This is a genomic window from Corynebacterium otitidis ATCC 51513, from assembly GCF_000296405.1.
Lineage (GTDB): Bacteria > Actinomycetota > Actinomycetes > Mycobacteriales > Mycobacteriaceae > Corynebacterium > Corynebacterium otitidis.
Map to the genome: position 1 here is coordinate 253,023 of NZ_JH815195.1, position 21,478 is coordinate 274,500.

Consider the following 21,478-nt stretch of genomic DNA (forward strand, 5'->3'; position numbering starts at 1 on the left):
GGGCCCGGCGCGGCCGGCACCGTCGCGGCCTTGAGCCAGGGCCTTGGCGGGGACCTCGCCCGGGCCCGGCCCGAGCCCCGCGAGGCCCGGCGCCTTCGGCGCCTCGCGGAGAGGCACTCCCAGCCCGGGCAGGCGGAGCCGTCGCCAGGGCGGGTCGTCGCGGCCGCGTACCCCGAGCGCGTCGCGCGGCTCGTCGGGGAGGACACCTACCTGCTCGCCGGCGGGGCGCGCGCCCGGCTCTCCGGGGACGTGGGGCTGGCGGGCTGCGCGTGGCTCGCCGTCGCCGAGGCGACCCGGCAGGCCTCGCGGCAGGGCGGCGCCTCGGCGCTCATCCGCTCGGCCGCGCGGCTCGACGAGGAGGACGCCCTCGAGATCGGAGGCGTGTCCGAGGACCTCGAGGCGGGGGTGTCCGGCGGGCGGCTCAAGGCCCGGGCCACGAGGCGGCTCGGCGCGATCGAGCTGTCCTCCCGCCCCGCGGAGGTGCCTCCCGCGCGCGCCCGGGAGCTCGCGGCGCGCGCCGTGCGCGACGCGGGCCTTGGCCTCTTCGAGCCCTCCGAGAAGGCCCGCTCGCTTATCGAGCGGCTGCGCTTCCTTAGCGCCCGGCTCGGCGCACCGTGGCCCGATATCGACGCCGCGGATCCCGAGGAGTGGCTCGCCGGGCCCATCGGGGAGCTCGCGCGGGGCAAAACGGCCGCCAGCATCGACGTCTACCCCGCGGTCCAGGGGCTGCTCCCCTGGCCGGAGGCCACCCGGCTCGAGGAGCTCGCCCCGGAGCGCCTCCCGGTGCCCAGCGGCGGGCGGCCCAGGGTGGATTACTCCTCCGGGCGGCCAGTGGTGCGCGTCAAGCTCCAGGAGTGCTTCGGGCTCGCGGCCTCACCTCGGCTCGCGGGAGAGGCGGTGCAGTTCCGGCTGCTCTCCCCCGCCGGCCGGGAGCTGGCCATCACCGACGACCTCGAGGGCTTCTGGAACGGCGCGTACCCGCAGGTGCGCGCCGAGATGCGCGGGCGCTACCCCAAGCACCCGTGGCCCGAGGACCCGTGGTCGGCGACCGCGACGGCGCGCACGAAGAAGGGGCGCCGCTAGATACGCGGCGCCCCTTGATCCCCCTTTCGCTCCCCGGGCCGGGGAAGCTGGGACGGCCTAGTCGGCCTCGTCGAGGACCTCGCCGCGCAGGATCGACATCGGCATGCTGCCGAGCTTGAGGGCGCGGCTGTGGAACTCGGCGAGCGACTGCCCCTCGGCGAGCGCCTCGTCGCGGATCTGCTCCCACATCCGCTGCCCCAGCGCGTAGGAGGGCGCCTGGCCCGGCCAGCCGAGGTAGCGCTCGAGCTCGAAGTTGAGGTTCGCGTCGTCCATCGCGGTGTTCTCCCGAAGGAAGGCCCTAGCGATGGAGGAGTCCCACACGCTGTTGGCGTCGGGCAGCTTCTTCTGCAGGTGCACCCCGATGTCGAGGACGACGCGCGCGGCGCGCAGCCGCTGCGAGTCGAGCAGCCCCATCCGGTAGCCCAGGTCGTCGAGGTAGCCGAGATCGGCCATGAGCTGCTCCGCGTAGAGCGCCCAGCCCTCCCCGTGCCCGGAGATCCAGCACGCCGAGCGGCGCCAGAAATTCAGCGCGCTCGCCTCCGCGAGCGTCGCGCCGCACTGCAGGTGGTGGCCGGGCACGCCCTCGTGGAAGACGGTGGTGAGCTCCTGCCACGTGTGGAAGGTCGTCTGCCCCTCCGGCACGGACCACCACATGCGCCCCGGGCGCAGTAGGTCGTCGCTCGGCGGGGTGTAGAAGATCGCCCCGGTTCCGGCCGGGTCGATCTTGCACTCGATGGTGGCGATCTCCGGGGGGATGTCGAAGTGATCACCGTCGATGCCGGCGATCGCGTCGTCGGCGACGTCCTGCATCCACTCGCGGATCTCGTCGACGCCGTGGACGAGGTAGCGCTCATCCTGGTTGAGGTTGTGCAGCGCCTCGCGCACCGAGGTGCCCTCGCCGTAGAGCTTGCGGGCGATGGCCTCCTGCTCCGAGCGGATCTCCATGACCCGGTTCATGCCCCACTCGTAGGCCTCGTCGAGGTCGACCTTGTCGCCGACGAACTTCCGCGAGAACAGCTCGTAGCGGTCGCGGCCCACCGCGTCGTGGTGCGGGGCCTGGGGGCCGAGCTCCTCGCCGAGCCAGTCCGCGAACGCGCCGAACGCGGCCTTCGCGTCGACGACCTCCTTGGAGTCAGCGGGCAGCCCGAGGCCCTCGAGCATGGAGTCCGAGTCCGCGAGGTCCTCGCACTGGTTGACGAGGTTGTCGACCTGGCGGTGGGCGGCGACGTGCCCGTGCGCGGCGGCCTCGATGAGCGACTCGCGATACCCCTCGAGCGCGGCGGGCACCTTCGACATCCGCGAGCGCAGCGCCTCGAGCTCGTCGTCGGTGTCGGTGTCCATGAGCAGGAACGTGTCCCTGATGGTCTGCACCGGCGAGTCGATGTTGTTGAGCAGCCGGAGGTCCTCGCCGTTGTGGTGCAGGTCAAGGTCGAGGTAGAGCCGGTCGCGCAGCACCTCGGCGGTGACGTGGTCGACGTCGTCGAAGTCGTCCTCGTCGTCCGAGGCGTCGGTGCTCTCGTCGAAGGCGTCGACGTCCATGCACATCTCGCGGTTGCGCTCGGCGACGTCGTTCCAATAGTCGGGGGAGAAGTCCTGCAGCTCGCCGTCGAAGCCGTCGATGCCCCACGCGGTGGCGTCGGTGGGGCTCAGCGCCGCCAGATCGCCGACGAAGGTCTCGCAGGCGCAGTCGAGCAGCGAGGGCTCTCGCTCGCCTGCGACCTCGTCGTTCGCGGAAATCTCGGAACTCATAGCTGGGTATCTTAAACCTCGAGCAAAGACGGGTGCCACCCAGCTAAAAACTTCCCGCGACCTGCGCTTTCCACCCCGCCTTAGGGCCGGGCGCACCGGCCCGACCTGCGCCTCTTCCTCCCCGCGCCCGCGCCGGCACGCACGCGCGCTACCCCCCGGCCTAGGGTGTCCCAAGGTCAGGGGAGCCCGCCGCGGCCTGCCCCGGCCCCGCCGGCGGGCGGGCGCTCGGCTCCGGGCGGCGGACCGATCGGGACGCGGGGAATGGTCAAAGAGGTCCGCCCCGGTCGGGGCCCTATTAGACTGCCTTGTCTATTTGTCCTTAGAATGTAATCCATGCCAGCTCTCACCGCGGTCGCCCCCTTCACGCGGCCGAGCACCCCGGTTTCCCAGTGCTTCCACAAGCTGCGCCAGACGGACCTCGCCTCGCGCACGGACCTCGTCGCCGCGACGGGGCTCTCCCAGCCGACGGTCACGCGCGCGGTGACGACGCTGATCGAGGCCGGGCTCGTGCGCCCGCGCAACGACAAGCGCCAGATCAAGGGCCGCGGCCGGCCCACCATCCCCATCGAGATGGTCGACCAGCCCGTCGTCTTCGCCGGCATCGCCGTGGGCACCTCGGAGACGTACTTCGCGATCTACGACCTGCGCGGGCGCACGCTGCGCGACATCTCGCTGGACATCAACGTCGCCGAGTTCGACCAGAACTCCTTCCTCGAGCACCTCGCGGCGGGCCTGCACCGCATCACCACGGGGCTCAAGCGCCCGCTCGCGCACGTCGGGGTGACGACCTCGGGCTACGTGAGCCCGGACGGGGTGGTCAACGCCCCCAACCTCGGCTGGCACGACGTCGACTTCGCCGGCCGGCTCAACTACTACTTCTCCGTGCCCGTGACCATCGCCGGCGCGGTGCCCGCGATCCTCGGCTCGGAGATGCAGCACACCGAGCCGCGCCCCAAGGACGAGCCCCGCAAGAGGCAGCTCGCGCTGTTCGCCGACGACTCGCTCAGCGCCGCGCTCTCCGACCCGGAGGGGGTGCGCCAGGTCGACGCGCTGCCCGCCGCCGACGGCGGCGAGCCTGGCGGGGAGCGCCCCGAGAACACCCTCATCACGCAGGGCGTTATCGAGCGCGCCCGCGAGCGCGGCGCGCGCGGCGAGACGTTCGCCGACGTCGTCGCGGAGGCCGCGCGCCAGCCCGGGGTGCGCGCCGTGCTCGACGAGCGCGCCCGCCTGCTCGGGGAGATTAGCGCCCAGCTCATCGACGAGCACCGCGCCGAGTCGCTCGTGCTCGCCGGCTCCGCGTTCACCGAGGACAAGCGCGCCCGCCCCGTCTTCGCCGAGTCGGTGCGCGCGGCGCTCGGCCGGGAGATCGAGCTGCGCCTCATCCCCACCCACGCGGAGATCGTCACCTCCATCGCGCGGGCCGTGGCGCTCGACGCGCCGATTAAAGACCCGCTCGCCTACGCCGCACCCATCCCCCACGACGTGAACTAGGGCTAGCCCTCCTGCGGCGCGGCGCCCTCCCGCCGGCTTCCCGGCCGGGTCGGGATATTGACCCGCCCGCGGGCCGGTGTCATACTGACCTGTCTAGACAAGATAGACCGGCCCGGGAGGCGTGGGGCGCCCGGCGGGCCGGCGCGCGCGTTGGTTGCAAGGAGGGCTCATGGCTGGGGATTCCCCCACCGCTGACACCACCAATCTCACCGAGGGCGGCAGCCGCCCCCTGGCGAGCCGCCTGCCGAAGTGGATGACGAGCTTCGGCGTCCAGATCGTCGCCGGGCTCATCGTCGGGCTCGCGCTCGGCTTCATCGCCCGCTCCATGGAGCCCGCCGAGCCTGAGGAGACCTCGTGGCTCGGCGGGCTACTCGACGAGGTGGGCGGCATCTATGTGCAGCTGCTCATGCTGCTCATCCCCGTGCTCGTCTTCACCGCGGTGGTGACCTCGGTGGCGAACCTGCGCAAGGTCGCCAACGCCGCGCGCCTCGCGGTCTCGACGCTCATCTGGTTCGCGATCACGGCGTTCTTCTCCGTGCTCGCGGGCATCCTCGTCGGCGAGGTGCTCCGCCCGGGCGAGAACAGCACCGTCGACCCCAGCCTCGCCGAGGCGCCCGACACGCACGGCAGCTGGACCGGGTTCTTGGAGTCGATCGTGCCGGTCAACATCCTCGGCCTCGACGGCTCGGCGGACGGGGACGGCTCCGTCGAGCTGAACTTCAACGTGCTGCAGATCCTTGTCCTCGCCCTGGTGTTCGGGATCGCCGCGATCAAGGCGGGCCGCGCCGCGGAGAGCTTCATCGAGTTCAACGAGTCCTTCCTCAAGGTCATCCAGAAGATCCTGTGGTGGATCATCCGGCTCGCACCGATCGGCACGGCCGCGCTCATCGGCGACGCGGTCGTCTCCTACGGCTGGGAGGCCCTCGGCTCGCTGGGCATGTTCGTGCTCGCGATCTACCTCGGCCTCGCGATCGTCATGGGCGTGATCTACCCCGCGACGCTGGCGTTCAACCGGCTGCCGGTCTTCGGCTTCTTCCGCCGCGTGTGGCCGGTGACCTCGCTGGGCTTCTTCACCCGCTCCTCGATGGGCGTCATGCCGGTCACCCAGCGCACCACCGAGGAGAACCTCGGCGTGCCCACCGAGTACGCCTCGTTCGCGATCCCGCTGGGCGCGGCCTCGAAGATGGACGGCTGCGCCGCGGTCTACCCATCGGTCGCCGCGCTGTTCGTCGCGCAGTTCTACGGCATCGACCTCAACATCACCCATTACCTGCTCATCATCTTCGTCAGCGTCATCGGCTCGGCGGCGACCGCGGGCACGACCGGCGCGACGGTCATGCTCACGCTCATGCTCTCCACGCTGGGCCTCCCGCTCGAGGGCGTGGGCCTGCTGCTCGCGATCGAACCGATCATCGACATGGGCCGCACCGCGACCAACGTCACCGGCCAGGCGCTCGTCGCCGCCGTCGTCTCGAAGCGCGCCGGCATCATCGACGAGGCCACGTGGCGCGACCGGGACGAGCAGCTCCAGGACGCCTAAATCCCGGCCTCCCGCGGGTTAGAATGGCCCGCGACAGCCGCGCGCCCCTCCCCTGTCACCGGCGACCGATCGCCGGGCGCCCGGGGCGGGGCGCGCGCCGCTACTACCTCAAGGGAGGCCGCCGCTTTCGATGGGATGCCTGTGGAACCTGCTCGTCCGCTCGGCGGGCACGGCCGTCGCGCTGTGGGCGGCGACCGCGCTGATCGACGGGCTCGCCGTCGCAACCCCGATCGAGCCGCTCGTCGGGGACGGCGGCTACGACCGGCTCATCGTGTTCCTCGCCTCGGCGGGCATCATCGTGCTCGTCAACATGACGGTGCGCCCGGTGCTCCACCTACTCGGCCTGCCGCTCACCATCCTCACGCTGGGGATCTTCGCGCTCGTCATCAACGCCATCGCGCTGCTGTTCGCCGGGGCGGTCGCCAACGCGGTGGGCCTGGGCCTCTATATCGACGGCTTCGGCGCCGCGTTCTTAGGGGCGATCATCCTCGGGCTCGTCAACTGGCTCCTCGGCCCGCTCGTCGGCGCCCTGAGCGCCCCGCGCTAGCGGTGCGCGCGCAGCGCCCCGCCCGGGCGCGACCAGACCCGAAGCCCGAGGGAGGAGGCTCGCCGATGATCCTCGCCGGCATCGACCTCGGCCAGCCCGCCGACCGGGTGGCCCCGCAGCTGCTGGGCTGCGTCCTGCGGCTGGGCCCGGTCGCGGTGCGCCTCACCGAGGTGGAGGCCTACCTCTCAAGCGGCGACCCGGCCGCCCACTCCCACCGCGGGCTCACGAGAAGCAACGCGCAGCTCTTCGGCCCGCCGGGGCGGCTGTACGTCTACATCTCCTACGGCATCCACCGGGCCGGAAACCTCGTGTGCGGGGCAGAGGGCACCGGGCAGGGCTGCCTCATGCGCGGCGGGGAGATCATAGGCGGCCTCGCGGAGGCTAGGCGCCGGCGCGGAGACGTGCCCGACGAGCGCCTCGCACGGGGCCCGGGGAACCTCGGCAGGGCGCTCGGGCTCACCACGGACCTCAACGGCGAGCCGCTCGACGGCTCCGGGGCGGCGGGCCTCGAGCTGCGTGCCCGCGAGGCCGAGCCGGAGTGGGTGCAGGGCCCGCGCATCGGGATCTCGAAAAACACCGAGGCGCCGCTGCGCTTCTGGCTCCCCGGCGACCCGACGGTCTCCTCGCCGCGGACGCGGCGCGCCGCGGTCTAGCTAGCGGATCGGCTCGAGGCGGCGAAGGATCCAGCCGCGCAGCAGCAGCACGACGAGGCCGACGACGATGGTCGCGCCCGCCGCGGTGGTGAAGAAAGCGGCCTCGCCCGCGTCGGTGGACATATCGAAGATCGAGCCGAACGAGCCGGACAGGGAGCTGCCCACCGAGACGCTCATGAGCCACACGGCGAACAGCCGGGAGGAGTAGTAGCGCGGCGCGACCCTCGTGGCGAGCGAGTTGCCCACCGGGGAGAGCAGCAGCTCGCCCATGACGAAGAGGAAGATCGCCGCGACGACGAGCCACACCGGCGTGGCGTTCGCCCCGGAGCCGACGAACGGCACGAAGAGCAGCAGGCCGAGCCCGATGAGGAGGTTCGCCGCGCCGAACTTCATGGGCGAGGACCACTGCCTATCGCCGAGCTTGGTCCACATGATGGAGAACGGCACGGAGAACACGACGACGAAGAACGGGGAGATCGAGTCGAGCTGCGCGGGCGTGATCTCGATGCCGAAGACCTGGAGGTCGACGCGGCTCTCGAAGTAGACGGCGAGCATCGTGAACTGGGTCTGGTAGATCGCCCAGAACGCCGCCGAGGACACGAGCAGCGGGATGAAGCCGATGAGCCGGCGCCGCTCCTCGGGCGTGACCTTCGGGGAGCGGTACATACTAATAAGCATCGCGGCCGCGGCGAGGGCCGCGGTGGCCGCCATGATCGTCGAGAGCCACTCGAGGCGCACCACGCCGGTGGCGATGAGCGCGACGACGACGATCGCGGCGGCCGCGACGCCGAGGCCCCAGGGCAGGTAGCGGTTCTTCGGCAGCGGCGAGGGCACCTCGCGGCCGGCGGTGCCGAGGTTCTTCTTCCGGGTGAGCAGGTAGTGGATAAGCCCCACGGCCATGCCGACCGCGGCGAGCCCGAAGCCCCAGTGGAAGCCCTCGCGGCCCCACACCCAGCCGGTGAGCAGCGGCCCGACGAGCGCGCCGATGTTCACGCCGAGGTAGTAGAGGGTGAACCCGCCGTCGCGGCGGCGGTCCTCGGCGGAGTAGAGCTGGCCGAGCACGACCTGGGAGGCGGTCTTCACGCCGCCCGAGCCGAGCCCGATGGAGATCAGCCCGATCGCCAGGCCGGTGAGCCCCGGTACGAGCGCGAGCGCGAGGTGGCCGAACATGACGAGCACCGCGGCGTAGCGCACGGTGCGCTCCGCGCCGAGCAGCCGGTCGGCGACGAACGACGCCGCCACGGAGCTTAAGTACACGAACCCGCCGTAGACGCCGACGAGCGACAGGGCGGTCGCCTGCGGCAGGCCGAGCCCGCCGTCGGCGACGGAGAAATACAGGTAGAACGTGAGGATGCCCTGCATCCCGTAGAAGCTGAAGCGCTCCCACAGCTCGATGCTGAACAGGCTGGACAGCCCGATCGGGTGGCCGAAGAACGTGCGCTCCGGGTCCACGCCGGCCGGCGGGACCGCCCCGCCGTGCGCGTCGGGTGGGGTGTGGCTTCGCTGCGGCCCGCGGCCGTCCTCGGTGGTGGACATTGCCGCATTATCACGCCGGCTAGATCACTTTTCCAAGTCCACTTAACCCACATCCCACCCGCTCCCCGCCCGCCGGGGAGGCGCCGGCCGGGCGCCGAGCCGGCCCCACCGGCACGAACAAACTTGTTGCCCGTTATATGATTTCTTCTACGTAATCTGCGACACACCCGTCCCCGGGGCTCCCCGCCCCGCCACCCCGGGCGGGCCGGGCCGGCGCGGGTTTAGGGGCACGCGAGGAAGGACCGGGAGGCACCATGGCGATCCTGTCGAGCCCGCCGCGCGGCGGGCGCGCCGAGCGGGGCGGCTGGCGCGCGAGCCCGTGGCGGCTCGCCTTCTACGGGGCGATCGGGATCGCCGCGTTCTTCCTGCCCGTGCCCATGGACGGGAAGGTCTCCATCCCCGTCGACCACGCGGTCACCCTCGTGCGCGAGCACCTCTCCGTCCTGCTCCCGCCGGCGTTCCTCGCGCTCATGGCCTACGGCGCGATCCGGGAGGCGCGCCGCGGCGCGTGGCGGCGCGGGGTGCTCGCGGCGCTGCCGCTGGTCCTCAGCGTCGCGGGGCTCGCCGTCGGGGCGCTCGCCGTTGTCGGTGCGCTGCCCGGGCCGCTCGCGCGGGAGGACCTCGTGCCCTTCCTCGTCGACAAGCTCGTCGTCCCCGTGGGCCTCATCGTGCCCATCGGCTCGGCGGCGCTGGCGTTCCTTTTGTCCTTCGGGCTCATGGAGCTCCTCGGGGTGCTCGCGCAGCCGGTCATGCGGCCCCTGTGGCGGACCCCGGGGCGCTCCGCGGTGGACGCCGCGACGAGCTTCGTGGGCAGCTACTCGCTCGGCCTGCTCGTCACCGACCGGGTCTACCGCGACGGCGGCTACACCAAGCGGGAGGCCGCGATCATCGCGACGGGCTTCTCCACGGTCTCGGCGGCGTTCATGGTCGTCGTCGCGCGCTCCCTCGGGCTCATGGGGCACTGGGCGCTCTACTTCGTCACGACTCTGATCGTCACGTTCGCGGTCACCGCGATCACCGCGCGCATCCCGCCGCTCTCCCGGATCCCGGACGAGACCTGCCCCGGCGCGACGCCCGAGCCCGAGCGCCGCCCCGAGGGCTCGCTGATCAAGGCCGCGTGGGCAAGCGCCAGGGAGACGCTCAAGACTGCCCCGCCGCTGCACCGCGCGATCGGGCAGAACCTCTTAGCCGGGGTGCGGATGTCCGCGGCGATCACCCCGTCGATCCTGTCGGTGGGGCTCGCGGCGCTGCTGCTCGCTACCTACACCCCGGCGTTCGCGTGGCTCGGGCTGCTCTTCGCGCCGCTCGCGTGGCTGGTGGGCCTGCCCGACCCCGCCGGCACCGGGGAGGCGCTGGCCTTGAGCATCGCGGAGATGCTCCTGCCGGCGACCCAGGTCGGGGACCAGGCCGACCCGGTCACGGCGTTCGTCGTGGGCGTGACGTCAGTGAGCGCGATCGTGTTCTTCTCCGCGCTCGTGCCCTGCATCCTCGCCACGAGGATCCCCGTCTCCGTGCCGCAGCTGGTCGCCGTGCGGGCCGAGCGCGTCGCGCTCACCGTGCTCATCGCCGGGCCGCTCGCGCAGGGCTTCGCGGCGCTCGGGTGGCTGGGATAGCTGGCCTTCCCGGGGGAGGCGGGGCCTAGGTGCCCTCGCCCGGGCGCGCGGGAAGCGCGCCGACGGTGTCGTCGACGAGGCGCGCGGCGACCTTCGCGGTGCGCCCGTCGACGTCGAAGCGGGGGCTGACCTCGACGACGTCGAGGAGCGCGAGCTTGCCCGTCGCCGCCGCGGCGCGCACGAGCGCGCGGATGCGGCCCAGCGCCACTCCGACGGCGGCCGGGGCGCTCACCCCGGGCGCGACCGAGGCGGGCAGCACGTCCATGTCGATGCTTAAGTGCAGCCGGTCGACGCCGGCCGCGGCGTCGTCGACGAGCGCGCGCAGCTTCTCGTCGGTGGCGTCGTTGGTCTCGTCGTCGGTGAGGTAGCGAACCCCGAGGCGCTCGGCGGTCTGAAAGAGCACGCGCGTGTTGTTCGCCGGGGAGATGCCGGCCACCGCGTAGCGGAACTCGTCGCCGGCCTCCTCGTGGAGCCCCGCGATCTGCAAAAACGGCGTCCCGGAGGTCGCCCGGGGCTCGTCTCGCAGGTCGAAGTGGGCGTCGAGGTTGAGGATGCCGACGCTCTCGCCGGCCTCGCGGGCGACGCGGTAGAGCCCCCGGTGGGAGGCGAACGCCGTGTCGTGGCCCCCGCCGAGCACGACGGTGAGCGCGCCGCGCCGCGCGTGGGCGGCGACCCGGTCGCTCAGCGCCTCCTGGCCGCCCTCGAGGTCCTCGCCCTCGTAGGTGACGGTGCCGGCCTCGTAGGCCCGAAGCGGGCGGTGCACCGCGAGCCCCGCGAGCGCGCCGCGGATCTCGTCGGGCGCGGCGGCGGCGCCGGGGCGGCCCTGGTTGCGGCGGATCCCCTCGTCGCTCGCGAAGCCCTGGACGACGACCGCGCCGTTGAGGTCGCGCCCGCCGCCGGCGGGCGGGTCGGGAAGGGCGGCGACCTCCGTCGCCCAGCGGGCGTTCTCCGCGCCCGGGCCGTCGTCGCGCGCCTGCCAGCGGTCGAGTGCACTGTTCTCCAAGCCAGCCATGGCGCCCACCCTAGGCGGCGCGCGACCCGCCGCGCCGTGAACCGCGCCGTGCGGCGAGGCTTATATGTCGCGTATTACGATGGCGCTCGGCAGTGACGGGCCCCAAGCGCGGCAGTGTCCACGCCCCAGGCCGGGCCCGCATCGACACCACACGTTGGGAAGGGTGACCGGGCAGATGTCTCAACCACGCGAGGTGCGCGCGCCGCGCGGCACGGAGCTCACCGCGAAGTCCTGGCAGACCGAGGCGCCGCTTCGGATGCTCATGAACAACCTCGACCCCGAGGTCGCCGAGCGGCCCGAGGACCTCGTCGTCTACGGCGGCACGGGGCGCGCCGCCCGCAGCTGGGAGGCCTTCGACGCCATCGTCGAGACCCTCAAGCGGCTCGAGGGCGACGAGACGCTGCTCGTGCAGTCCGGCAAGCCGGTCGGCGTGCTGCGCACGAGCGAGTGGGCGCCCCGGGTGCTCATCGCGAACTCCAACCTCGTGGGCGACTGGGCGAACTGGGAGCACTTCCGCGCCCTCGAGGACGAGGGCCTCATCATGTACGGGCAGATGACCGCCGGGTCGTGGATCTACATCGCCACCCAGGGCATCCTCCAGGGCACGTTCGAGACGTTCGCCGCGGTCGCGAAGAAGCGCTTCGGCGGCACGCTCGCCGGCACCCTTTCTCTTACCGGCGGCTGCGGCGGGATGGGCGGCGCCCAGCCGCTCGCGGTGACGCTCAACGGCGGGGCGTGCCTCATCGCCGACGTCGACCGCGCCCGCCTCGAGCGGCGCGTCGCGAAGCGCTACCTCGACGAGGTCCACGACGACCTCGACGAGGCGGTCGAGCGCGCCGTCGCCGCGAAGCGCGCGGGCGAGGCCCGCTCCATCGGCGTGGTGGGCAACGCCGCCGAGATCTTCCCCGAGCTGCTGCGCCGCCACCGCGCGGGCGATCTCGAGATCGACATCGTCACCGACCAAACCTCCGCCCACGACCCCTTGAGCTACCTCCCCCGGGAGATCGCGCTCGAGGACTGGGCCAGGGAGGCGAAGGCCGACCCGGAGACCTTCACGAAGAAGGCCCGCGAGTCCATGGCCGCGCAGGTCGAGGCGATGGTCGGCTTCCAGGACGAGGGCGCCGAGGTCTTCGACTACGGCAACTCCATCCGCGACGAGGCCCGCCACGCGGGCTACTCGCGCGCCTTCGAGTTCCCCGGCTTCGTGCCCGCCTACATCCGCCCGCTGTTCTGCGAGGGCATGGGGCCCTTTAGGTGGGTGGCACTCTCCGGGGACCCGGAGGACATCAAGGTCACCGACGACGCGCTGCGCGAGCTCTTCCCCGACAACGAGCACCTCCACCGGTGGCTCGACGCCGCCGAGGAATACGTCGAGTTCGAGGGCCTGCCCGCGCGCATCTGCTGGCTCGGCTACGGCGAGCGCCACCGCGCCGGCCTGAAGTTCAACGAGCTCGTCGCCGAGGGCAAGCTCAAGGCCCCCGTCGTCATCGGCCGCGACCACCTCGACTCCGGCTCCGTGGCGAGCCCCTACCGGGAGACCGAGGGCATGCTCGACGGCACCGACGCGGTCGCCGACTGGCCGCTGCTCAACGCCCTGACCGCCGCGTCCTCGGGCGCGACGTGGGTGTCGATCCACCACGGCGGCGGGGTGGGCATGGGCCGCTCCATCCACGCCGGTCAGGTCACCGTCGCCGACGGCACGGAGCTCGCCGCGAAGAAGCTCGAGCGCGTGCTCACCAACGACCCGGCCATGGGGGTTATCCGCCACACCGACGCCGGCTACAATCGCGCAGCCGACGTCGCCAAGGAGCGCGGCGTCGACATCCCCATGGACTTCCACTCGCGGGAGGACTAGATGACAGCCACGATCTTCACCGGAATCTCCGAGCTGCGCACCGTCTCCGAGGCGGGCACGGTGAAAGACGCGGCGCTCGTCGCCGAGGACGGGGTCGTCGCCTTCGCCGGGCCCGCCGCCGAGGCCGAACACCTCGGCCCCGCGGACGAGCGCGTCGATCTCGGCGGGCGGGCCGTCGTGCCCGGCTGGGTCGACTCCCACACCCACCTCGTCTTCGCCGGGGACCGCGGCGAGGAGTTCGAGGCCCGCATGGCCGGCGAGGACTACGCCGCCGGCGGCATCGCCGTGACCATGGGCGCGACCCGCGAGGCCGGCGAGGAGGAGCTCTCCCGGCTCGTCGCCGAGCGCGTCGCGCTCGCCAACTCCGGCGGCACGACCACCCTGGAGACGAAGACCGGCTACGGGCTCAACACCGAGGCCGAGGAGCTCAGCGCCCGCATCGCCGCACAGCACGCCGACGACGTCACCTTCCTCGGCGCGCACCTCGTGCCGCCGGGCGCGGACCCCGGCGAGTACCTCGACGAGGTCACCGGCCCGATGCTTCAGGCGGTCGCGCCGCACTGCGGGTGGATCGACGTGTTCTGCGAGCGCGGCGCCTTCAACGAGGAGCAATCCCGCCGCGTGCTCGAGGCCGGCAAGGAGGCCGGCCTGGGCTTGCGGGTGCACGGCAACCAGCTCGGCGAGGGCCCGGGTGTGCGCCTCGCCGTGGAGCTCGGGGCGGCGAGCGTCGACCACGTCAACTACCTCACCGACGACGACGTCGAGGCGCTCGCCTCCTCGCAGACCGTCGCCACCGTGCTGCCGGCCTGCGACCTGTCGACCCGCCAGCCGCTCGCCCCGGCCCGCCGGCTGCTCGACGCGGGGGCCACGGTCGCGATCGCCTCGAACCTCAACCCGGGCACCTCGTACACCCCGTCGATCGCGTTCTGCATCACCACCGCGGTGCTGCAGCAGCACCTCACCCTCGACGAGGCGATCGAGGCCGCCACCGCCGGCGGGGCGCGCGCCCTTAACCGCCACGACGTGGGCGGCGGCAAGGACCCTCAGGGCCGCCCGGCGCGCGGCACCCTCGTGCCCGGGGCGAGCGCGGACATCCACGTGCTCGACACCGACCAGGCGATCGATCTCGCCTACCGGCCGGGCGTGCCGCTGGCGTGGCGCACCTACAAGGCGGCGCGGCGCGTCGCCTAGCCGGCCGCGCCCCGCGGCGCTACCCCCCGCCAGCCGCCCCCGCCCGCGGGCGGTGGGTGGCGGGGAGGCGCATTTCAGTCTCCCGGGACTTAACTGGCAACCCCGTCAACTACCTGCGGTTTTTATAACGAAAAGATAACGGTGCAGCTCAGCGGCTGGAAAATGGCAGGCTCGGCGATTGGTGCGCGGCGGCGGTTTTCGTATTCTTAGCTGAGCACGACGCCCACCCGGGCGCGGCTTTTCCCTTACGCATGAGAAAGCAGGACTCCATGAAGCTCCGTTACGCCCTCCCCGCCGCGGCCGCGGCGCTCGCCCTCTCCCTCCCGGCCACCGCGATCGCCGAGGAGACCAACGACCCCGAGGCCACCCAGCAGCAGGTCGAGAACACCCAGCAGGAGGGCACCCAGCAGCAGGAGAACGAGAACCAGGAGCCCACCCTCCAGGAGCAGATCCAGCAGGACCTCGCCGAGGTTCCGGGTCTGAGCGAGGAGCAGATCGCGCGCTTCAACGCGATCCTCGAGCAGGTCGCCGCGGGCGCCCTCGACGAGGACGGCGCCATCGAGGCCGTCACCGCCGGCCTCGAGACCAACGGTATCTCCCGCGAGACCGCCGACTACCTCCTCGCGGAGGCCCGCGCGATCATCGACGAGAACGTCGCCGCCGAGGGCATCGACGAGGAGACCGTCGCCGGCTACTACGCCATCGTCGAGAGCGAGCTCGACCGCCTGGTCGCCATCCACGAGGCCAACCAGGCCCCCGAGGAGGAGCCCAAGGAGGCGGAGATCTCCGAGGAGGAGAAGACCGAGGGCGAGGCCGCCGAGGAGTCCGAGAAGAAGGACGAGGAGGCCGCGAAGAACGAGCAGGCCCAGCCCGCTTCCGCCGAGCAGCCCGCCAAGCTCGCCAACACCGGCGTGAGCGGCGCCCTCGCCGGCGTTGGCGCCGGCCTCGCCGCGCTCGCGCTCGGCGGCACCGCGCTCGTCGCCGCGCAGCGCAAGAACGCCTAGCACGCGTTTTCGGCCCAGGCCCACCCGCCCCACGCACCGCGCAGGGTGGGAGCCGTAGCCGAGAATCTCTCGCGCCGCCGCGATCCCGTTACACAGCCCCGGTCAGGGGCGGGGGTCGCGGCGGCGCTTCGTCGTCTCTCCCGAACGGCGGCCCCCATTTCCTCATCACTCACGACGCGGCGGGAACACGAACGCGTTCACCACTTTTTATAGCGTTCTAGTTATACGTTTTTCGGGGGCTCCCCCGTTATTTCCGCGAATAGAGAAACCCTTATTTCTCTGCCAGCTTCCTCTTAGGATCGTCGGCATCCGAGCCGCTACGGCGCCCCGGCACCGCCCCGCGAGGCGAGAACCTGCGGCGCCGCCGACCGGCCACGCGACACGAATACCGAAGTAAGGAAGGCACCCTCATGACCGCCAGCACCCCCGCCCGCACGAACGCTCCCGCCTGGCGCCGCGCCCTGATCGGCGCCGGCGCGGCCACCACCCTGGTGCTCGCCGCCGGGCTGGGCGCCGCCGGCGCCGAGGAGACCCAGCCCGCGGGCGCCGGGGACGCCGCCGCCACTTCGCAGCAGGGCGGCGTCCCGGAGCTCGGGACGGGCCCGGTCACGCCCCGCCCCGACGTGCACGGCCACTTGGCCGGCGACGCCGCCGCAACCGGCGGTGGGGCGAACATCGCGCCAGTCGCCAACGAGGAAGAAGACGAGACCGGTCAGACCAACGGCGACGGGGCGGACGACGACCCGGACGAGACCACCGCCAACGAGGACGGCTCCCCCGCGAACGGCGACACCACCGAGGGCAACGGCAACGCTGAAGGCGAGAATGGCGACGGCGCCGGCACCGACGGCAACGCCGAAGACAACGGCGGGGCCACCGAGGAGAGCGCGACCGGCGGCGAGGACACCGAGACCGACGAGAGCGGCAACAGCGACGCCGAGGACACCGAGGGCAACGGCGAGACGACTGAAGAGAACGGAGAGACCACCGAGGACAACGGCGAAGCGACTGAGGACGACGAGACCACCGACGAGGACGAGTCCGGCTCCGCCGAGGAGGGCCCCGAGAACAGCGAGGGCGCCCCGGAGGAGAACGTCGGCGAGGGCGCCGCGGGCGACGGCGCCGAGGAGCCCGCCGGTCCCGTCGACGAGGCCCCGGCCCAGGACGCGGGCGAGGCGAACGGGCAGGGCCAGGCACCCCAGGGAGCCGCTCCGGCCCCCGCGCAGCAGCCCGCCCAGCCCGCGCCGCAGGCCCCGCAGGGCGCTGCCGCGCCCCAGCAGCTCGCGAACACCGGCGTGAGCGGCGCTACCGCCGGCGTCGGCGCCGGCCTCGCCGCGCTGGTTCTCGGCAGCGCGGCGCTCTTCGCCGCGAAGCGAAAGAACGCGTAGCAGCCTTAACCGCCCCGCACTCCGGGGCGCGCGCTTCAGGCGCAGCGCGATTCGACCCCGCGGGTGGGTTTCCCCACCGGCGGGGTCCTTTGCTGTCTCGGTTCGGGTCTAGAGCCCCGGGCGCTTACGCGACGCTCGCGCGGGTGGCCTGCGCGAAAAACTCGCGCTCGTAGTAGGCGGCGTAGAGGTACTGGCGCAGCGCCTCCGCGCGGGCCTTCGGGCCCGCGCCCGCGAGCGCGCGCTCGACGCGCTCCACGGCGGCGCGGGTGTCGTCGAGGAACTCCCCGTCGCCGTAGGCGCTCAGCCACTCCGTGTACGGGTGGTCCTCGGAGTTGTTCTTCGCGAGGTCGAGGCCCACCTCGGCGTAGATCCAGAAGCACGGCAGCACCGCGGCCGCGCCCACCGCGTAGTCCCGGCCGAGCGTCGCGGCCTTGAGGCTGCTCGTGTAGGCCAGCGTCACCGGGGAGAGCGGGACGTGGGTCTCGCCGTGGAGGTAGGTGCGGTGCAGCTCGGCCTCCTCGTCGAGGCACTGCTGCGCGGAGCGCGCCCACGCCACCCCGTCGGCCGGGTCGAACGCCCGCGCCGTGAGCGCGGCGAGCGCGCCCGAGTACTCCTCGAGGTAGCGGGCGTCCTGCGAGAGGTAGAACCGGAACTGGCTCTCCGGGAGGGAGCCGTCGGCGAGCTGCCGGATGAACTGCAGCTCTAGGGTCTCGCGGTAGACGCCGCGGCCGGCGCGCCACAGCGCCTCGGTCCACGGGCCGGCGGCGAGGACGTGCGGCTCGGGGCCCTCGCCGCTCAAGTCCCCCACCTCGGCGGGGTCGTCGATCTCCTCTGGCGCGGCGGCGATCGCCGGCCACGGGCTCGTGTCCGCCGCGGCGGCGAGCCGCCTGCTGCGGTGGCTGTGGTCGAGCGGACCGTTGCCCTTCCCGACGCCGAGCTCCTCGCCGGCGGCGAGCGCCTCGTGAACGAGGCGGGTCGCCCACTCCAGCGCCGCGCCCGTCTCCTCGCCGGCGGCGAGCCTCGTGGCGAGCGCGGAGCTTAGCGTGCAGCCCGTGCCGTGGGTGGTGGTCGTGTCGATGCGGCGGGCGGAGACCGCGCGGGTCGAGCCGTCGGGGGCGACCGCGACGTTGCCGGCCTCCCGGCCGGTGAGGTGGCCGCCCTTGACGACGATCGTCGTGCCCCACTCGGCGGCCAGGGGCTTGGCCTGGGCGACGCCCTCGTCGAGGCTCCCTGCCTGCTCGGCGCGGGCGAGCACCGCGAGCTCCTTGAGGTTCGGGGTGATGACGTCGACCCTGCGGCACAGGTCGATGACCTCGCCCTCGGCGTCCTCGTCGAGGAGCCGGTCGCCGCTCGTGGCGACCATGACGGGGTCGAGGACGACGACCGGGAAGTCGTGCTCGTCGAGGAACTCGCCGACCGCGCGGGCGGTCGCTGCGGTGCCGAGCATTCCGATCTTCACGCCGTCGACCTCGACGTCGTCGACGACGGCGCTAAGCTGCGCGCCGATGGTGTGCTCGTCAATGCCGTGCACCTCGCGCACGCCCCGGGTGTTCTGGGAGACCACGGCCGTCACCACCGAGAGGGCGAAGCCGCCCGCCTCGGTGATGGCCTTGATGTCGGCCTGGATGCCGGCGCCGCCGGTGGGGTCGGTCCCGGCGATGGTGAGCACCCGGGGCACCGCGCGGCGCGCTGGGTTCGAAGCTGGCGTGGACTGGGTCATCATGTTCTCGGCCATCCCTTCGCTAGTGCTAGCTAGAGCAGGTTCCTCGTTGCGGGTGTGTTCTCAGCGCGCCGCCGCTCCCCCACCTCCGTCGGGCGGCCGCCGGGGTGAGAGGTTTCGGGGCGCGCACCCCGTGCCTTGCGTGTCTCCAGGCTAGCAACACGAGGCGAGGCTCACATCGGGCCACAAAACCACGGGGAGGGCCCAGAGACGCGAAAGGCCGCCCGGGCGGCCTCAAAGGAGGCGCCGCGGGCGGCGGAAGGGGATCGCCGAGGGCTACCCGGCGGGGTTGTGTGCGGCTTAGCGCTCGCCGAGCTCGGCGTCGATGCGCAGGATGCCGGAGCCGTCGTTGCCGACGATGTCGAGGCGGTCGAGGATCTCGGAGACGGTGGACTCCTCCTCGATCTGCTCGTCGAGGAACCAGTCGATGAGGCCGCGAGAGTCCCAGTCCTCGACCTCGGCCTGGATGGCCGCGAGGTTGCGGATGGCGTTGGTGACCTTGCGCTCGTGCTCGAGGGAGGCCTCGAACGCGTCGCGCGCGGAGTTGATGGTGACCTTCGGGGCCGGGATGTCGAGGATCTGGGTGCGGATCCCGCGGTCGAGGAGGTGCTGCGAGAACTTCGCGGCGTGCTCGAGCTCCTCGTCGGACTGCTTGCGCATCCAGTCGCGCATCCCGGTGAGGCCGAGGTCGTCGAGCGCGTAGGAGAGCTGGAGGTAGGTGATGGCCGCCTCGAGCTCGAGGGTGACCTGTTCGTTGATGGCGTTGGAAAGCTTCTCGTTGAAGGACATGGCCCAAACAGTACCGGTGTTTTTTGAGCGTGTCAGCTAAGGAAAGGGCCCTCTAAGCAGGGGTTTCTTAAGGAACCCACATCTGACCCGGTGCAGAATCGCGAACATGAGAGGCCGATTCCCGGCCCTTATGTTCGGGCATATAGACATGGATCGCGTCCTGTTACCGGCCCACACCTCAATGTGTTATTAGTCACATCTTCTTCGTGGTGAGGCTGGCCTCGGCGGCGAAAGGGGACCCCGCCGGGCCCCGCGCGGCCGGCGCGGTCGACCGCTACCGGCCCCGCGACCTGCGGTTTCCCGAAACCGCGGCCCGAGAGCCCGCGCCGCCCCGGCCCACGTGGTGCGCGGGCCGGGGCGGCGCGGGGATTGTCCCCGGCGCGAGGAGAACCCCGCGCCAGGGGATGCGGCTAGTCGTCGTCGCCGTCGAGGCGGTCCTTCTCGAGCCAGGCGGCGACGTCGGGCACGTAGGTCTGCTTGCCGCGCGGCGGGCGGTCGTAGCCCTCCTTCGGCGGCCGCTCGGGCACCGGGGGCTTGTCGTCGTGGCTGTGCTGGTAGGGCACGGAGTGCAGCAGGTGGGAGATCATGTTGATCCGGGAGCGCTTCTTGTCCTCGCTCTCGACCGTGTACCAGGGCGCGTGCTCGGTGTCGGTGTAGTGGAACATGACGTCCTTGGCCTTGGAGTAGGCCTCCCAGCGGGAGATCGACTCCATGTCCATCGAGGAGAGCTTCCAGCTGCGGCGCGGGTCGTTGCGGCGCGACTCGAAGCGGCGCAGCTGCTCCTCGTCGGAGACGGAGAACCAGTACTTGCGCAGCATGATCCCGTCCTCGACGAGGAGGCGCTCGACCTCCGGGGCCTGCTTGAGGAAGAGCTCGTACTCCTCGTCGGTGCAAAACCCCATGACGCGCTCGACGCCGGCGCGGTTGTACCACGAGCGGTCGAAGATGACGATCTCTCCCGCCGTGGGGAGCCGCTCGATGTAGCGCTGGAAGTACCACTGGCCGCGCTCCCGGCTCGTGGGCTTCGGCAGCGCCTCGACGCGGCAGCTCCGCGGGCGCAGGTACTGGGTGACCCGCTTGATCGCGGAGCCCTTGCCGGCGGCGTCGCGGCCCTCCATGAGGAGGACGAGCCTGCCGCCCGTGTCCATGATCCACTCCTGCATGGCCACGAGCTCGGCCTGCAGGCGCTTGAGCTCCGACTTGTAGGCCTTCTTCTTCAGCTTCGGCGGCCGGGTCGGCTCGTCGCCGCGGGCGGCGCTCTCTTCGCTCATACCCCGATCTTAGGACGCGAGCTGCTCCCGGAAGAACGCCGCGGCCTTGTCGAGGTAGCGCACCGAGGTGGGGATCGACTTCAGCGAGGTGAACAGGCTGTGCGCGTAGCCCACGAGGTGGGCGTAGGTGAGCTCCGCGCCGGCCTGCGCGAGCCTCGCCGCGTACTCGGCGCCCTCGTGGGCAAGCGGGTCGTTGTCCGCGGTGACCAGGTAGGTCGCGGGCAGCCCCTCGGGCAGGTCGTGGAGCAGCGGGGAGATGTCCGCGGCCGAGGCGTCCGTGCCGGCCGGCAGGTACGTGCTGGAGAAGACCTCCATCGTCTGGGCGGTGAGCGGGAAGCCCCGCGCGATCCGCTGGTAGGACGGGGAGGACTCGCGGTGCTCCTTGGTGAGGTCGACCGCCGGGTAGAAGAGCACCTGCGCGCCGAGCTCGACGCCGTGGGTGTTAAGCGAGCCCGCGGCGATCTCGTTGGAGAGCACCGCGGTGAGCGTGCCGCCCGCCGAGTCGCCGCCGATGCCCAGCCGGGTGGCCTTCAGCCCGTGCTCGGCCGCCGCGTCGGTCACCCAGGAGACCGCGGCGCGGGAGTCCTCGACCGCCGCGGGGTAGGGGTGCTCGGGGGCGAGCCGGTAGTCCACGGAGACCACCGGCAGCCCCGAGACCGCAGACAGCCGCCGGTTGAGGGGGTGGTGGGTCTCGAGGTCGCCGATCACCCAGCCGCCGCCGTGGAGGTAGACGATCACGGGGGTCTCCTCGCCGGCCTCGGCCTCAGGGCGCGGGTCATAGAGCCGGGCGCGCCACGGGCCGACCTCGAAGTCGCGGGTCCTGGGCTCGGCGGGCACGTCGACGGTCTCGACGAGGCTGGTCTTGCGGTAGTTCTCCCGAAGCTCCGCGACGGTGGGCGCGGGCGCCCCGGAGGCCGCCGCCTGGGCCTCCTGCTCGCGGCGGGCCTCGATATTCGGCCACGAGTCGGCGGCGATCGGCCGGCCGGAGTACTCGTCGCTTAAGGTGTGGAAGGTTGTCTTCGCCATGGAAATGGGT

General features: G+C 72.2%; 17 protein-coding genes. 10 read left to right on the top strand and 7 right to left on the bottom strand.

Annotation, left to right across the window (positions count from 1 at the left end; all coding sequences use genetic code 11):
- The coding region (locus tag HMPREF9719_RS09860) for an ATP-dependent helicase C-terminal domain-containing protein (protein ID WP_004601603.1) at positions 1-1,083 on the top strand (1,083 nt) is incomplete at its 5' end.
- 57 nt (positions 1,084-1,140) lie between these two features.
- Here HMPREF9719_RS09860 and HMPREF9719_RS08595 read toward each other — a convergent pair.
- Positions 1,141-2,832, bottom strand: a complete 1,692-nt coding sequence (locus HMPREF9719_RS08595; RefSeq protein WP_004601604.1) for a DUF885 domain-containing protein — start codon at positions 2,830-2,832, stop codon at positions 1,141-1,143.
- 333 nt (positions 2,833-3,165) lie between these two features.
- Here HMPREF9719_RS08595 and HMPREF9719_RS08600 point away from each other — a divergent pair, with 333 nt between their 5' ends.
- The 4 genes from HMPREF9719_RS08600 to HMPREF9719_RS08615 all read left to right on the top strand — a co-directional run bounded on the left by HMPREF9719_RS08600 (position 3,166) and on the right by HMPREF9719_RS08615 (position 7,063).
- Positions 3,166-4,323 (top strand): ROK family protein, encoded by a 1,158-nt coding sequence (locus HMPREF9719_RS08600; RefSeq protein WP_004601605.1) that lies wholly within the window; start codon positions 3,166-3,168, stop codon positions 4,321-4,323.
- 169 nt (positions 4,324-4,492) lie between these two features.
- Positions 4,493-5,863, top strand: a complete 1,371-nt coding sequence (locus HMPREF9719_RS08605; RefSeq protein WP_004601606.1) for a dicarboxylate/amino acid:cation symporter — start codon at positions 4,493-4,495, stop codon at positions 5,861-5,863.
- Positions 5,864-5,993: 130 nt separating this feature from the next.
- Entirely contained in the window at positions 5,994-6,410 is a 417-nt protein-coding gene (locus tag HMPREF9719_RS08610; protein ID WP_004601607.1) for a phage holin family protein, read from the top strand.
- Positions 6,411-6,475: 65 nt separating this feature from the next.
- Positions 6,476-7,063 carry a DNA-3-methyladenine glycosylase gene (locus HMPREF9719_RS08615; protein ID WP_004601608.1) on the top strand — a complete coding sequence of 196 codons (588 nt, stop codon included), beginning with the start codon at positions 6,476-6,478 and terminating at the stop codon, positions 7,061-7,063.
- Here HMPREF9719_RS08615 and HMPREF9719_RS08620 read toward each other — a convergent pair whose 3' ends face one another.
- Positions 7,064-8,599 (bottom strand): peptide MFS transporter, encoded by a 1,536-nt coding sequence (locus HMPREF9719_RS08620; protein WP_004601609.1) that lies wholly within the window; start codon positions 8,597-8,599, stop codon positions 7,064-7,066.
- Positions 8,600-8,853: 254 nt separating this feature from the next.
- Between HMPREF9719_RS08620 and HMPREF9719_RS08630 the strand changes: the two genes are divergently transcribed.
- Positions 8,854-10,212, top strand: coding sequence for a YjiH family protein (locus tag HMPREF9719_RS08630; RefSeq protein WP_004601610.1), 1,359 nt, complete (start codon positions 8,854-8,856; stop codon positions 10,210-10,212).
- A 25-nt stretch (positions 10,213-10,237) separates the two neighbouring features.
- Here HMPREF9719_RS08630 and hutG read toward each other — a convergent pair whose 3' ends face one another.
- Positions 10,238-11,224 (bottom strand): formimidoylglutamase, encoded by a 987-nt coding sequence (gene hutG / locus HMPREF9719_RS08635; protein ID WP_004601611.1) that lies wholly within the window; start codon positions 11,222-11,224, stop codon positions 10,238-10,240.
- 175 nt (positions 11,225-11,399) lie between these two features.
- On the opposite strand from hutG, the gene hutU reads away from it, so the two are divergent.
- The 4 genes from hutU to HMPREF9719_RS08655 all read left to right on the top strand — a co-directional run bounded on the left by hutU (position 11,400) and on the right by HMPREF9719_RS08655 (position 16,662).
- Positions 11,400-13,079, top strand: coding sequence for a urocanate hydratase (gene hutU / locus HMPREF9719_RS08640; protein ID WP_004601612.1), 1,680 nt, complete (start codon positions 11,400-11,402; stop codon positions 13,077-13,079).
- Entirely contained in the window at positions 13,080-14,270 is a 1,191-nt protein-coding gene (hutI, locus tag HMPREF9719_RS08645) for an imidazolonepropionase (protein ID WP_004601613.1), read from the top strand.
- A gap of 269 nt (positions 14,271-14,539) precedes the next feature.
- A complete protein-coding gene (locus HMPREF9719_RS08650) occupies positions 14,540-15,274 on the top strand; it encodes a hypothetical protein (protein ID WP_004601614.1) in 735 nt (244 codons plus the stop codon).
- Positions 15,275-15,684: 410 nt separating this feature from the next.
- Positions 15,685-16,662 carry an LPXTG cell wall anchor domain-containing protein gene (locus tag HMPREF9719_RS08655; protein WP_004601615.1) on the top strand — a complete coding sequence of 326 codons (978 nt, stop codon included), beginning with the start codon at positions 15,685-15,687 and terminating at the stop codon, positions 16,660-16,662.
- A 124-nt stretch (positions 16,663-16,786) separates the two neighbouring features.
- On the opposite strand, the gene HMPREF9719_RS08660 is transcribed toward HMPREF9719_RS08655, so the two are convergent.
- From HMPREF9719_RS08660 to HMPREF9719_RS08675, 4 genes are all read right to left on the bottom strand, one after another.
- Entirely contained in the window at positions 16,787-18,397 is a 1,611-nt protein-coding gene (locus tag HMPREF9719_RS08660; protein WP_237737909.1) for a bifunctional hydroxymethylpyrimidine kinase/phosphomethylpyrimidine kinase, read from the bottom strand.
- A gap of 285 nt (positions 18,398-18,682) precedes the next feature.
- Complete coding sequence (locus HMPREF9719_RS08665) at positions 18,683-19,171, bottom strand: ferritin (RefSeq protein ID WP_004601617.1); 489 nt, start codon at positions 19,169-19,171, stop codon at positions 18,683-18,685.
- Between the two features lie 410 nt (positions 19,172-19,581).
- Positions 19,582-20,442, bottom strand: a complete 861-nt coding sequence (gene ppk2 / locus HMPREF9719_RS08670; protein WP_004601618.1) for a polyphosphate kinase 2 — start codon at positions 20,440-20,442, stop codon at positions 19,582-19,584.
- 9 nt (positions 20,443-20,451) lie between these two features.
- Positions 20,452-21,468, bottom strand: coding sequence for an alpha/beta hydrolase (locus tag HMPREF9719_RS08675; RefSeq protein WP_004601619.1), 1,017 nt, complete (start codon positions 21,466-21,468; stop codon positions 20,452-20,454).
- Positions 21,469-21,478 lie beyond the last annotated feature (10 nt).